Here is a 13,182-nt window from a genome sequence, read left to right as displayed (position 1 = left end):
CCCATCCGCCATCCGGCGGATCCTGCGCGGCCGCGGCCCCCGATGATCCGCCGTTCGGCGGATCCGCCCGCCGCCGCTTTCCTTCTAGAGTCCGTGCCATGGACATGATCGCGGTTCTCACGGCGCTGGGCGCCGTGATCTCGGCTCTCGCCCCGCGGGTGCCCGTCGCCCCGGCGGCGGAGGCGGCCGGCGCCGTGTCGCTCGTGATCACCGCCGCCCATCCGCTGCTGGGACGGCAGGCCTCCGCCCCGCTGTGGATGATGGCCGAGGTGCTCGCACTGATGACGCTGGTCCTGCTGGCGGCCCGGCGTGCGCCCGGCCGCCGGGTGATCTCCGCGGCGGGGCTGCCGGGCGCCGCGATCGCCTCGGTGCTCATACGCGCGCTGTGGCCGGGTGAGCCGTCGCTCATGGTCACCGGTTGCGCGGGCTGGTCCCTCCTGGCGGTCGCCGCCGCCGCGCTGGGCCTGTACATGCGTTCGCTGGACTCCGCCCGGCGCCGCGCGGTGGCCGGGGCCGAGCGGGAGCAGCGCCTCGCGCTCGCCCGCGACCTGCACGACTACGTCGCCCACGACGTCAACGGGATGCTCGTCCAGGCCCAGGCCGCCCGCACCGTGCCCGGCCCGCTGCCGCCCGCGGTGGCCGACGCCCTGCGGCGCATCGAGGAGGCCGGCGTACGGGCGCTGGCCTCCATGGACAGGACCCTGGAGATGCTCCACGACCGGCCGGGCGCCGGGCGAGACCGGCACCTGCCGGGCGTCGAAGGCCTGGAAGGGCTCGTCGACGGTTTCTCTCCGCCGGTGCTCCTCACGGTGGACCCCGGCCTCGACCTGTCCCGCGAGACGTCCGCCACGGTCTACCGCGTGGTGACCGAGGCGCTCACCAACGTGCGCCGGCACGCCGGGAGGGCGACCCGCGTCCAGGTCGAGGTCACCGCGCAGGGACGGTCGGTGCGGGTGCGGATCGCCGACGACGGCGGCGGACGGTCCGAGGCCGCCGGCAGGGGCGGGCGGTCCGACGGCACCCGCAGGGGCGGCTTCGGGCTGGCCGGGCTGACGGAGCGGGCGGGCGTGCTGGGCGGCTCGCTGTCGGCGGGCCCCACCCGGGACGGCTGGCACGTCACCGCTCTCCTGCCCGCGAAGGCCCCGCGTGAGGACGCCGCATGAGGGCGCCGGATCCCGCGCCCCGCCACCGCGGCGGCGCCGGCACCCGGATCCTCATCGCCGACGACCAGGAGGACGTGCGGATCGGCTTCCGGCTCATCCTCGACTCCCAGCCGGACATGACCGTCGTGGCCGAGGCCGCCGACGGGCGCAGCGCGCTCGAACAGGCCCGCCACCTGCGCCCCGACGTGGTGCTCACCGACATCCGCATGCCGCGTCTGGACGGGCTGGAGGTCACCAGGCTGCTGGCGGCCGAGACGCGGGTGATCGTGGTGACCACCTTCGACCTCGACGAGTACGTCCACACGGCGCTGCGCGACGGCGCCTGCGGGTTCCTGCTGAAGCGGTCGGGGCCCGCGCTGCTCGTCGAGGCGGTCCGCGCGGCCATGGCCGGCGACGCGCTGATCAGCCCGCAGATCACCGTCCGGCTCCTCCGCCACCTGCGCGTCCCCCCGGCGCCGGAGCGACCGCCCGCCGAGTCGCTGACCGACCGCGAGCTGGAGATCGCCCGGCTCGTGGCGCGCGGCGGGACGAACGCCGACATCGCCGCCGGGCTGACGATCAGCGTCGGCACGGTCAAGACGCACATCGCCAACGTCCAGCGCAAGACCGGCGCGGCCAACCGGGTCGGCATCGCGGCATGGGCGTGGGGCGCCGGCCACATGGATCGCGGATAGGGGCGGTCTCCCGGCGGGTCAGTCGGTGCCGGACTCCATGGCGGCGTGGTCGAGGAGTTCGTCGGCGTCCGGGAGCTTGCCGCGGGAGGCGATGGCTTCCGCGCCGCCCTCGGGCATGGCGCCGATCAGGCCGGTCGCGGCGGCCTGGGCGGCGCCGATCATCGGCTGGGGGGTGCCGAGCAGGCCGAGGCCGACGTACTGCTCGAGCTTGGCGCGGGAGTCGGCGATGTCGAGGTTGCGCATGGTCAGCTGGCCGATGCGGTCGACCGGGCCGAAGGCCGAGTCCTCGGTGCGCTCCATGGAGAGCTTGTCCGGGTGGTAGCTGAAGGCCGGGCCGGACGTCTCCAGGATGGAGTAGTCCTCGCCGCGCCGCAGCCGGAGGGTCACCTCGCCGGTGACGGCCGTCCCGACCCAGCGCTGCAGCGACTCGCGCAGCATCAGCGCCTGCGGGTCCAGCCAGCGGCCCTCGTACATCAGCCGGCCGAGGCGGCGCCCCTCGTTGTGGTAGACGGCGACGGTGTCCTCGTTGTGGATGGCGTTGACCAGCCGCTCGTACGCGGTGTGCAGCAGGGCCATCCCCGGAGCCTCGTAGACGCCGCGGCTCTTGGCCTCGATGATGCGGTTCTCGATCTGGTCGGACATGCCCAGGCCGTGCCGTCCGCCGATGGCGTTGGCCTCCAGCACCAGGTCGACGGCGGACGCGAACGTCTTGCCGTTGATCGTCACCGGCCGCCCCTGCTCGAAGCCGATCGTGACGTCCTCGGGGGAGACCTCGACGGCCGGGTCCCAGAACCGCACGCCCATGATCGGCTCGACCAGTTCGACGCCGACGTCGAGGTGCTCGAGCGCCTTGGCCTCATGGGTCGCGCCCCAGATGTTGGCGTCGGTGGAGTAGGCCTTCTCGGCGCTGTCCCGGTAGGGCAGGCCGCGGGCGAGCAGCCACTCGGACATCTCCTTGCGGCCGCCGAGCTCGGTGACGAAATCGGCGTCCAGCCAGGGCTTGTAGATCCGCAGGGACGGGTTGGCGAGCAGGCCGTACCGGTAGAACCGCTCGATGTCGTTGCCCTTGAACGTGGAGCCGTCGCCCCAGATCTGGACGTCGTCCTCGAGCATCGCCCGCACCAGCAGGGTCCCCGTGACGGCCCGCCCGAGCGGCGTGGTGTTGAAGTAGACGCGCCCGCCCGATCGGATGTGGAACGCCCCGCAGGCCAGCGCCGCGAGGCCTTCCTCCACGAGCGCCGCCCGGCAGTCGACCAGCCGGGCGACCTCCGCCCCGTAGGCGGTGGCCCGCCCGGGCACCGACCCGATGTCAGGCTCGTCGTACTGCCCGATGTCGGCGGTGTAGGTGCAGGGGACCGCCCCTTTCTCGCGCATCCACGCGACCGCCACCGAGGTGTCCAGCCCCCCGGAGAAGGCGATTCCGACACGCTGGCCCACGGGCAGAGAGGTGAGTACCTTCGACATACGAATGAATTTACATAGAAGCGCATGTTCATGCAACCGCTTCCCGGCTCCCGGGTCGGAGCGGGCCGCCGGACCTCTCGGCCGGCAGGGGCACGAGACGGTCGCCGGACCGGGATCCGCCGGTTGTCACACCGCGCCAACGACGCGGCGGCGACCGGTGCGGGGATGCACTAGAGCGGGACCCGGCGGAGCGCGAGGCTTGCCTCGAACGCCTCTGCACGCACTGAACGCCTGCACGCACTGAACGCCTGCACGCACTGAACGCCTCTGCACACCCTGAACGCCTCTGCACACCCTGAACGCCTCTGCACACCCCCATCCGAGAGTCGGAGGAGAGATCACGTGGATCGGCTCCGTCCCGGCCGCGCCGCCGCGGCCGCGGTGCTCGCCGTGGTCGCCCTGTGCGTCGCGGCCGGGCTCGCGGCGCTCGTCCTGCTGGCCGAGACGCTGGTGCGGCGGGAGGGCGGGCCGCCCGCCGCGCCGCCCTCGCCGCAGGCCGACCACGTCGCCGAGGCCCGGCGGCTGGCCTCCGAGGGGCTGGCGGACGCCAACGACTTCGGCTGCCGGCCCCGCGAAGCGACGCCGTACCCGGTGGTCCTGGTGCACGGGGCCAGGACCACCGGGGCGGTGACGTGGCCGGTGGCCGCGGCGTACCTGTCCAAGCAGGGCTACTGCGTCTTCGCGCTCGACTACGGGTGGAGCCGGTCGGTCCGGGAGTCGGCGCGGACGCTGGGGATCTTCGTCGAGGGGGTGCTCCAGGCGACCGGGGCGGAGAAGGCCGCGATCGTCGGGCACAGCCTGGGCGGGATCGTCCCCCGGGCGTACATGCGGTTCGAGGGCGGGGCGGCCAAGGTGTCCGAGCTGGTCACGCTGGGGTCACCGCACCACAGCCCGGCGGAGGGGCTGCGCGAGGACTGCGGGCCGGAGACCGTCTGCGAGGAGCTGGCGCCGGGCTCGGAGCTGATGGAGGCGCTCAACACGCCCTCCATGGTCGAGCCCGGCGTCGACTACACCGCCCTCGGGCTGAAGGCCGAGCAGACGGCCGCCTCCACGTTCGTCGAGGGCCCGCCGGAGCAGGTGGGCAACCGCATGCTCCAGGACGACTGCCCGCTCAAGGGGCTCATCGAGGGGGCCTTCGGGCACAACCTGACGACGCTGGACCCGGTGATGCTCTCCTACGTCGGCAAGGCGCTGGAGGAGCCCGGACCGCTGCCCGGGGACTATCGCCCGGACTGCTCCGCCCTCATCCTCTGACCGCCTTCCACCCGGCCTGCCGCGGAGGCGGCCGTTCGAACCGGACGGCCGCCTCACCTCCGGCGCGCGGGACGGCGACGGACCGCCTCATACGGCCTCGCGGAACCGCCTGACCACGTCGCCCGCGGTCACGGCGAGCACGCCGAGCGCGGCGACGGTGTAGAAGGCCGGGGCCACCTCCACGTCGGCGAGGAAGGCCGGGTCGAAGAACTCGTGCCGGTACAGGACCCATGCCAGCGGCAGCGCGAACACCGCGCCGGCGGCCGCGTACCCGGTGGCCAGTCTCAGGTTCCATCCTCCGACGGCGATCCGCACCAGCTCGGCCAGCGCCATCCCGGCCAGGCCGGCCACCACCGGCCACATCCAGCCCGACCACAGGAGCACCTCCGCGCGCTCGCCGCCGTCCGTGCCGTACGGCTTCGCGGCGTGCTGCCAGACGATCAGCGCCAGCAGCAGCATGTCCCAGACCGCCGAGGCGTAGGCCCTCGCCGTCCGCCTGGCCGGCGACCTGCCGGGCTCCGGCAGGTCGTCGGGGGTCCACGGGGCGGTGAGCGCGCTGCCGCGGCGCAGCCGTGACCGCTCGATCAGCGCGAACACCGCGGTCGGCCAGACGACGAGCTGGGCGCCGACGGCGAACAGCGCGCCGATGCCCGCTCCGATCGCCGAACCGGCGTCGTTGTGGTCGAGGACGTCGAGCACCACGGCCGCGGCGACCGTCAGCGGCAGCACCGTGGAGAGCAGGACCGCCATCAGCCGCGTGTACGCCGGGTAGAGCTCGGGGCCGATCAGTGTGAGCGGACGGTCGGCGTAACCGGCGGCGAGCCTGATCGGATCGCCCATCTCGATGAGCACGTCGCGCTCGGCCTCCGGGGCGCCGCGTGCCTCGAGCGTGTCGGCGATCGTGGCGCGCAACTCGCCGGCGACCTCGTCGCGCTGGTCGCCCGGGATCCGCCGGACGACCTCCTGTACGTAACGTTCGGTGAGCGTGCTCAACGATTCTCCTCGATAAGCCGTTGGATCGTCGTGACGAGGTCCTCCCACTCGCGCGCCAGCAGCGCGCCCACGCGGGAGCCCTCCGGGCTGGCCCGGTAGAACTTCCGCGGCCGGGACTCCTCGGTGTTCCACTCGCTGGTGAGCAGCCCCTGCTTCTCCAGGCGGCGCAGCAACGGATAGAGGGTGTTGCCGTCGACGGCGACCCCGGCGCGGTTGAGCGTCTCCAGCAGGGCGTAGCCGTACTGCGGCTGCTCGAGCAGCATCAGGCAGGCCAGCACGACCGTGCCGCGGCGCAGCTCCTGCGCCTGGCTCTGGATCAGATCCTCAGGGGTCACACTCACACCATAATGTGCGCCGCACAGTATTGTCGATCGATCATCCCGGCCGCCGGGGACGCCGCGCTTCGCGGTGGAACCCCCCTCGGCCCGGTGCTTCCGGGGCCACCGGGCCACCCGCGTCAACGCTGCCTCCCGGCTGCCCGGGCCCGGGTCGCGCGGCCCCGCCCCGACCCGGCCGCCTGCCGCCCCTGCGGAGCCGCTCGGCTAGATCCTTCCGGCGACCTCGGCGACGACCTGCTCCCGCAGCGGCTGCAGGTAGAAGTGGCCGCCGGGGAAGACGGCCATGGAGAAGTCCGAGGCCGTGTGCGTCTCCCAGGCCTTGGCCTGGGCGGGGGTGACGACCGGGTCGGCGTCGCCGACGAGGACGGAGATCGGGGTGCGCAGCGGCAGGCCGGGCCGGTGGAGGTATCTCTCGGCCAGCCGGAAGTCGCCGCGGACGTACGGCAGGACGAGCTTGCGCAGCTCCCCGTGGGCCAGGACCTCCGTCTCGGTGCCGCCGAGCCGGTTGAGCACGGCGACCAGGCGGTCGTCGTCGTACTCCGCGTATCCGCGGTCCCGGCGCTCGTGCGGCGCCGCGCAGCCCGAGGCGAACAGCCGGACCGGGCCGGTGCCGCGTCCCTCCAGTATCCGGGTGACCTCGTAGGCGACCAGGGCCCCCAGGCTGTGCCCGAACAGCGCGAACCGCCGGTCCAGCAGCGGGGCCAGCTCCCCGGCGACCGCGGCGGCCAGGGCGTCCATGCTCTCGGGGAGCGGCTCGCCGTAGCGGTCGGCGCGGCCGGGGAGCTGCACGCCGTACAGCTCGACGGTGTCCGGCAGCAGCGCGGGCCAGTCGCGGTAGGCGGTGGCCGAGCCGCCCGCGTGCGCGAAGCAGATCAGCCGGGTGGTCGCCGCCGGGCGGGGGCGGGGGCAGCGCAACCAGGTCATCGGGTCTCTCCTCCGCTCCGGGCCCGGTCCTGTCCCGGGTCCCGCGTGCTGCGGGCCCAGGTCGTGCCCCGGCTCCCGCTGCGGGCCCAGGTCATGCTCCGGCTCCCGCTCCGGGCCGGGCTGCGCGCCCGGTCCGGCGGATCATTCTCCCATCTCCCCCATCGCCTCGATCAGGCTCCTCGGGCGCATGTCGGTCCAGTTCGCCTCGATGTGGTCCAGGCAGGCCTGGCGGGTGTCCTCGCCGAAGGCGACGGTCCAGCCGGGCGGGACCTCGGCCCACGCGGGCCACAGGGAGTACTGGCCCTCGTCGTTGACCAGGGCCAGGTAGGTGCCGTCGGGGTCCTCGAAGGGGTTGGTCGTCATGGCAGTTCCTTCCTCAGCAGCGCGGCGATCTCCGCGACCGGTCCGGGGTTCAGCATGCTCTCGTGGTCGCAGTCGACGGCGTGGTCGACGACGGCTCCGGTGACGTACGGCTTCCAGTCGGCGGCGGCGGGGGCGTCCGCCTCACGGCCCCGGGCGGCGGTGAAGAAGAGCACGTCCCCGTCGAAGACGCGCGGGGCGTACTCCCGGGAGATCTTCACGCCGTTGCGGTAGTGGCGGTGGACGGCGCGCAGGGTCGGCTCGTCGAGGGTGGCGTACCGGCCGCCGTGTGCGCGCACGAACGCCATGATGTCATCGGCCTCCCCCGATCCTCTATAGCCGATCGCGGCCAGCAGGCCGGACAGCGCCTCGTCCTGTTCCGGGACGACGCCGGGGCCTGCGCCGGGGTAGGCGTCGAGCAGCGCCAGCAGCGCGACCTCCTCGCCACGCCCGCGCAGCTCGACGGCCATGGCGTGCGCGATCAGGCCGCCCATCGACCAGCCCGCCAGCCGGTACGGCCCGCGCGGCTGGACCTCGCGGATCCGCTCCAGGTAGTCCAGGGCCGCGGCCTCGATCGACGGGGCGGTGTGGCCGGGCTCGGTCAGCGTCCGCGCCTGGAGGGCGTAGACGGGCTGGTCGGGACCGAGATGGCGGAGCAGGCCGGAGTACGGCCAGCCGAGCCCGGCGCCGGGGTGCACGCAGAACAGCGGGGGCCTGCCGCCGGCGGCGCGGAGCGGGAGCAGCACCTCCCGGCCGGTGGAGCCGCCGGGGGCCCCCGGGGCCAGGGCCTCGGGCGTCTGGCGGGCGAACACCTCGCGGGGGCTGATCTCCAGTCCTTCGCTCCGGGCGCGGGAGACGAGCCGCAGGACCGCGATGCTGTCGCCGCCCAGGTCGAAGAAACCGTCGTCGGCGCCGACCCGGTCCAGGCCGAGGACCTCGGCGAACAGGCGGCAGAGCCGTTCCTCGGCGGGCGTCCGGGGATCCCGCCCGGACGCCGGCGCGTCCGGCTCGGGGAGGGCGGCCCGGTCGACCTTTCCGTTCGGGGTGAGCGGCAGCGCGTCCAGGACCACGACGGTCCGCGGGACCATGTACTCGGGCAGGGTCCGCGCCAGATGCTCCCGCAGCCCTCCGGGATCCGCGGCCCCGCCGGACGCTCCGGCGGGACCGCCCGCGGGACCGCCGGGACCGGCTGTGGAGCCGCCCGCGGGAGTGTCCGCAGAGCCATCCGCGGGACCGCCCGTGAGGCCGCCCGCGGGGGCGTCCGTGAGGCCGGTGACGTAGGCGACCAGGTGGTCGCCCCGCGCGACCACCGCCGCCCGACCGACCGACGGGTGCCGGGTCAGCGCCGCCTCGATCTCTCCCGGTTCGATCCGGAAGCCCCGGATCTTGACCTGGGCGTCGGCCCGGCCGGCGTACTCCAGCTCGCCGTCGGCCGTCCATCTGGCGAGGTCCCCGGTCCGGTACATCCGCTCGCCCGTGCCGTACGGGCAGGCGGTGAACCGTTCGGCGGTCAGGGCGGGGCGGCCCAGGTAGCCGCGGGCCAGGCCCGCGCCCGACAGGTACAGCTCGCCCACCGCCCCGGGCGGGACCGGCCGGAGGAAGCCGTCGAGCAGGTGGGCGCGCATGCCGTCCAGGGTCCGGCCGATGGGCGGCGCGGCGGCGCCCGGGACGGCTCGCACGGCGTGGTAGGTGGCGTAGGTCGTGGTCTCGGTGGGCCCGTAGACGTGCCCGAGCACCGTGTCCGGGCAGGCCAGGAGCACCCGGCGCATCGCCTCGGGCGAGGCGGCCTCGCCGCCGGTGAGGACCTCCGCGAGGGCGCCGAACGCGGCCGGGTCCTCCTCCGCGACCAGGTTGAACAGCGCGGTCGTGATGAACAGGGCGGTCGGCCGGTGCCGTGCCACGAGGTCGCGCAGGCGGCCGGGATCCAGCCCGCCGGGCGGCGCGACGACGACCGTGCCGCCGGTCAGCAGCGGCACCCACAGCTCGTAGGTGGAGGCGTCGAAGGCGTGCGGCGAGTGCATCAGCAGCCGCCGGTGCCGTACGGCCCACCGGTGGTCGGCGGCGAGGGCGAGGACGTCCCGGTGCCGTACGGCCACACCCTTGGGGGTGCCGGTCGAGCCGGAGGTGTAGATCACGTAGGCGAGCCGGTCAGGGTGGATCCGGACGTGCCGCGGGTCCCGCCCGGGTTCGGTGTCCGTGCCGCCGGAGGGGCTCTGGGCCTCGGCGCCGTACGAGGTGGCCGGGGCGCCCGCGGTGCCCGTTCCCGCTGCACCGGCCGGGGGTTCCGTTCCGGCCGCGCCTGCCGAGGTGCCAGGACCGCCCGTTCCGGCCGCGCCGTCCGGGGCGTCGAGGCGGAGCACCGCGGCGTCGCAGGCGAAGCCGGGGTCGCGGTCGGCGATCAGCACGGGCGCGCCGGTGTCGGCCACGACCCAGCTCATCCGGTCGGGCGGGTGGCCCTGGTGGAGCGGCACGTACGCCCCGCCGGCCCTGGCGATCGCCAGGGTCGCCACGACGACCTCCGCCGAGCGGTCCAGCAGGACCGCGACCGGGGTCTCCGCGCGCACGCCGAGCGCGGTCAGCCGGCGGGCGAGCCGGTCGGCGCGCCGGTCGAGTTCGGCGTAGGTCAGGCTCGTGCCCTCCGCCACGACCGCCTCGGCGTCCGGGGTACGGGCCGCCTGCGCGGCGAAGGCGCTCACCACGCTCCCGTCCGGCGGGGGCGCCTCCCGTTCCGGCGGCGCCAGCACGAGGGCGCGCTCCTCGTCCGTCAGCAGGTCGAGCCGGGCCAGCGGCACGTCGGGGTCCGCCGCCGCGGTTTCGAGCAGGCGGACGAGCCGGTCCAGGAGCCGCCGGGCCTCGGCCGGGGAGAAGGCGTCGGGCCGGTGGTCCAGGCGCAGGGAGACGGTCCGCCCGCCGGTGACGGCCAGGGCGAGCGGGTAGTGCGTGGCGTCGGTCCCCCCGGCCCCGGCGAGCCGGAGCCCTCCGTCGATCTCCGTCACGGCGGTGCCCGCGGGGTAGTTCTCCAGGACCGTCATGGTGTCGAAGAGCCGGCCCGCGCCGTGGAGGCCCTGGATCTCGGCCAGACCGAGGTGGTGGTGGGGCAGCAGCTCGGCCTGCTCGGCCTGCAGGCGCGCCAGCAGCCCGGAGAGGGTCCCGCGGGGGCGGAGCCGTACCCGGACGGGGAGCGTGTTGATGAACAGGCCGACCATGCGCTCGACGCCGGGCAGCTCGGGCGGGCGGCCGGAGACCGTGCCTCCGAAGACGACGTCGTCGCGGCCGGTGAGCTGGGCGAGCAGCAGCGCCCAGGCCCCCTGGACCGCGGTGTTGAGGGTCAGGGAGCGGGCGCGCAGGGCCGCGGTGAGCCGGCCGGTCGCCTCCTCGCCGAGGCGGGCGCGGACCCGGCCGGGGTCCCCCGGAGGCCCATCGCCGAGCTCGGGCGCGACCAGGGTGGGCCCGTCGAGCCCGGCCAGGGAACGGCGCCAGGCCTGCCGCGCCGCCGCCCGGTCCTGCCGGGCCAGCCAGGCCAGATGCTCCTTGTACGGCGGCGCGGGCGCGGGCTCCTCCCCGGTGTACAGCGCCAGCAGCTCGGCCGCCAGCAACGGCGTCGACCAGCCGTCCAGCACGATGTGGTGGTTGGTGAACACCAGCCGGTGCCGCTCCGGCCCGAGCCGCACCAGCGCGAACCGCACCAGCGGCGGCCGCACCAGCTCGAAACGGCGCTCCCGCTCCCGGGCCGCCACCCGCTCCGGATCTGAGCCCTCCACCAGACGCCACGGCACCTCGACCCGCCGGTGCACCAGCTGGACGGGGTCGCCGCCCGCCCGCTGCCGGAAGGAGACGCGCAGGTTGGGGTGGCGGGCCAGCAGCCGGGCGGCGGCCGCGGCGAGCCTGTCCGCGTCCAGCGGGCCCTCCAGGTCGAGGGTGAGCTGGGCGGTGTAGACGTCGGGCGCGGCCTCGTCGAACAGGGCGTGGAAGTACAGGCCCTGCTGCAGCGGTGAGAGCGGCAGGATGTCCTCGAGCTGGCCGCCCGGGACGGACGGCGCCGGACTCACCGGGTTCACCGGGTCGGCGGCCCGCGGTCCGGCGTCCTGTGCCCCGGTGCCCTGTGTTCCGGTGCCCTGTGCTCCGGTGCCCGCCCGGCGGGTACCGCTCGTCGGTCCGGCACTGGTCATCGGGCGCTCCACTCCGCGTCGAGTTCCGCTGCGAACGCGTCGATCTCCTCCTGGCTGACGGGCACCAGCAGGTCCGACGGGGTGAGGCCGCCACCGGTGTGCCGCGACAGCCCGGTGAGCGCGGTGGACCACGCCTCCGCCAGCTCCCGGACCCGCTCCTCCTCGTACAGGCGGGCCGCCCACGACCACGTCGCCCGCAGGCGCGGCCCGCCGGGCGCGTCCAGGGTGAGGGCGTTGACCTCCAGGGCGTGCGGGAGGGCGAGGTCCGCGGAATGGCCGCCGCCCACCAGATCGGATTCGGGGGCCGGGGACCAGTCCGCCCCGGTGTCGGCCTGCGTCCTGCCGAGGTAGTTGAAGGCCAGCTCCGGCACCGGGCGGGCGGCCAGCTCGGCGGCGGCCTCCGGGTCGAGGTGGCGGAGCAGGCCGTACCCGATGCCGTTGTCCGGGACGGCCCGCAGCTGCTCCTTGACCCGCTTGACCGCCCGGGCCGCGGTGGGGCCGTGCAGGTCGGTCCAGTCCGCCGGGCCGGGCTCGAGCCGTACCGGGTGGATGGTGGTGAACCAGCCGACGGTCCGCGACAGGTCCGCCGCGCCGGTGATCTCCTCCCGGCCGTGGCCCTCCAGGTCCACCAGGACCGACTCCTGCCCGGTGCAACGGGCCACCGCGAGGGCGAGCCCGGCGAGCAGCACGTCGCCGACCCTGCCGTGGAAGGCCGCCGGGAGGCGGGTCAGCAGGGGCTCGGTGACCTCCGGGGGCAGTTCGACGGTGAGGTGGCGCTGGGTGCCGAAGGTGTCCCGCACGGGGTCCGGCCACCGGGAGCCGTCCCGGGCCGGGACCGGCCTCCGACGGCCCTTCTGGGCCGGGTCCGGCTGCCGGGAGCCGTCCCGGGAGGGATCGTCCGGCCGTGGAGGGCCGGGAGGGGATCCGGCCGGGCCGGGACGTCCGGAGCCGTCGCTCGCGGGACCGGATGACGGGGTGTCCCCGTCCAGGGTCCGGCGCCAGAAGTCCAGCTCATCCGCTCTGATCTCCGCCTCGGCGCGGAGCCGCCGCGCCCAGGTGCGGAAGGAGACCGGCACCGGCGGCAGCCCCGGGGTCCGCCCCCGGGTCGCGGCCTCCCAGGCGGTGAACAGGTCCGGGAGCAGGATCCGCCAGGAGACGGCGTCCACCGACAGGTGATGGACCGTCACCACCAGCCGGCCCGACGCCCGCGGACCCGCGTCCAGCCACACCACCCGGACCATCCGGCCGGTAGCGGGGTCCAGCTCCGCCCGCGACCGCGCCGACGCTTCGGCCACCGCCCGCGCCCAGGCGTCCTGCCCACCGGGCCCGTCCACCGGGACGCCACCAGATCTGTTCACCGAGGTGCCACCAGGTCCGTCCACCGGGGCGCCGGCGGGCCCGTCCTCCGGTGCGTCGGCCGCCACCCGCTGGATGCACCCGCCCGCCCGGACCGCGCCCGGAGGCAGGACCTCCAGCGCGGGGGGATCACCGGGTGCCGGGTCCGCGCCGTCCAGCCACCGTCCACCGTCGGGGCAGGTCAGGCGGAGCGTGTCGTGCCGGTCCAGTACGGCCTGCAGCGCGGCCGTCAGTGCCTCCAGTCCCAGGCCCGGCGGGACCTGCAGCACCACCGTCTGGCTGAAGTCGCGGACCGGACCGGGAAGTTCCCGCAACCAGTGCATGATCGGGGTCGGGTCCACCGGGCCGACCCCCGCCCCCTCCGGCTCCCCCACCGCACCGGCCGGCTCCTCGGTCGCGACCGCCGCCAGCGCCCGCACACTCTGGTGCCGGAACACCTCCCGCGGCGAGAACACCACCCCCGCCTCACGCGCCCGCGCCACCAACC

General features: G+C 75.3%; 10 protein-coding genes. 3 read left to right on the top strand and 7 right to left on the bottom strand.

What is annotated here, in order from left to right:
• The first annotated feature begins 98 nt into the window (after positions 1-98).
• Both IEZ06_RS06080 and IEZ06_RS06075 read left to right on the top strand, forming a co-directional pair.
• Positions 99-1,163: a sensor histidine kinase gene (locus IEZ06_RS06080; protein WP_189235663.1), complete on the top strand. Its 1,065-nt coding sequence runs from the start codon at positions 99-101 to the stop codon at positions 1,161-1,163.
• Positions 1,160-1,837 (top strand): response regulator, encoded by a 678-nt coding sequence (locus tag IEZ06_RS06075; RefSeq protein ID WP_189235662.1) that lies wholly within the window; start codon positions 1,160-1,162, stop codon positions 1,835-1,837. The genes IEZ06_RS06080 and IEZ06_RS06075 overlap by 4 nt, the downstream gene beginning before the upstream one ends.
• A gap of 18 nt (positions 1,838-1,855) precedes the next feature.
• Here IEZ06_RS06075 and argG read toward each other — a convergent pair whose 3' ends face one another.
• Complete coding sequence (gene argG, locus IEZ06_RS06070) at positions 1,856-3,301, bottom strand: argininosuccinate synthase (protein WP_189235661.1); 1,446 nt, start codon at positions 3,299-3,301, stop codon at positions 1,856-1,858.
• A 342-nt stretch (positions 3,302-3,643) separates the two neighbouring features.
• On the opposite strand from argG, the gene IEZ06_RS06065 reads away from it, so the two are divergent.
• Entirely contained in the window at positions 3,644-4,555 is a 912-nt protein-coding gene (locus tag IEZ06_RS06065; RefSeq protein WP_189235660.1) for an esterase/lipase family protein, read from the top strand.
• An 87-nt stretch (positions 4,556-4,642) separates the two neighbouring features.
• On the opposite strand, the gene IEZ06_RS06060 is transcribed toward IEZ06_RS06065, so the two are convergent.
• The 6 genes from IEZ06_RS06060 to IEZ06_RS36120 all read right to left on the bottom strand — a co-directional run.
• Positions 4,643-5,548 (bottom strand): HAAS signaling domain-containing protein, encoded by a 906-nt coding sequence (locus tag IEZ06_RS06060; RefSeq protein WP_229797825.1) that lies wholly within the window; start codon positions 5,546-5,548, stop codon positions 4,643-4,645.
• Positions 5,545-5,883: a PadR family transcriptional regulator gene (locus IEZ06_RS06055; protein ID WP_229797824.1), complete on the bottom strand. Its 339-nt coding sequence runs from the start codon at positions 5,881-5,883 to the stop codon at positions 5,545-5,547. Before IEZ06_RS06055 ends, IEZ06_RS06060 begins: the two co-directional genes overlap by 4 nt.
• Positions 5,884-6,090: 207 nt before the next feature.
• A complete protein-coding gene (locus tag IEZ06_RS06050) occupies positions 6,091-6,810 on the bottom strand; it encodes a thioesterase II family protein (RefSeq protein WP_189235658.1) in 720 nt (239 codons plus the stop codon).
• A gap of 141 nt (positions 6,811-6,951) precedes the next feature.
• On the bottom strand, positions 6,952-7,173 hold the full coding sequence (locus IEZ06_RS06045) for an MbtH family protein (RefSeq protein WP_189235657.1): 222 nt from the start codon (positions 7,171-7,173) through the stop codon (positions 6,952-6,954).
• On the bottom strand, positions 7,170-11,339 hold the full coding sequence (locus IEZ06_RS06040) for a non-ribosomal peptide synthetase (protein WP_189235656.1): 4,170 nt from the start codon (positions 11,337-11,339) through the stop codon (positions 7,170-7,172). The genes IEZ06_RS06045 and IEZ06_RS06040 overlap by 4 nt, the downstream gene beginning before the upstream one ends.
• Positions 11,336-13,182, bottom strand: a 1,847-nt coding sequence (locus tag IEZ06_RS36120; protein ID WP_229797823.1) for a condensation domain-containing protein, incomplete at its 5' end; no start/stop codon positions are given. The genes IEZ06_RS36120 and IEZ06_RS06040, both read right to left, overlap by 4 nt.

This window comes from Planomonospora antibiotica (assembly GCF_014647955.1).
Lineage (GTDB): Bacteria > Actinomycetota > Actinomycetes > Streptosporangiales > Streptosporangiaceae > Planomonospora > Planomonospora parontospora.
Note: the sequence above shows the minus strand (reverse complement) of the source record. Positions and strands in the feature narration are given on the sequence as shown.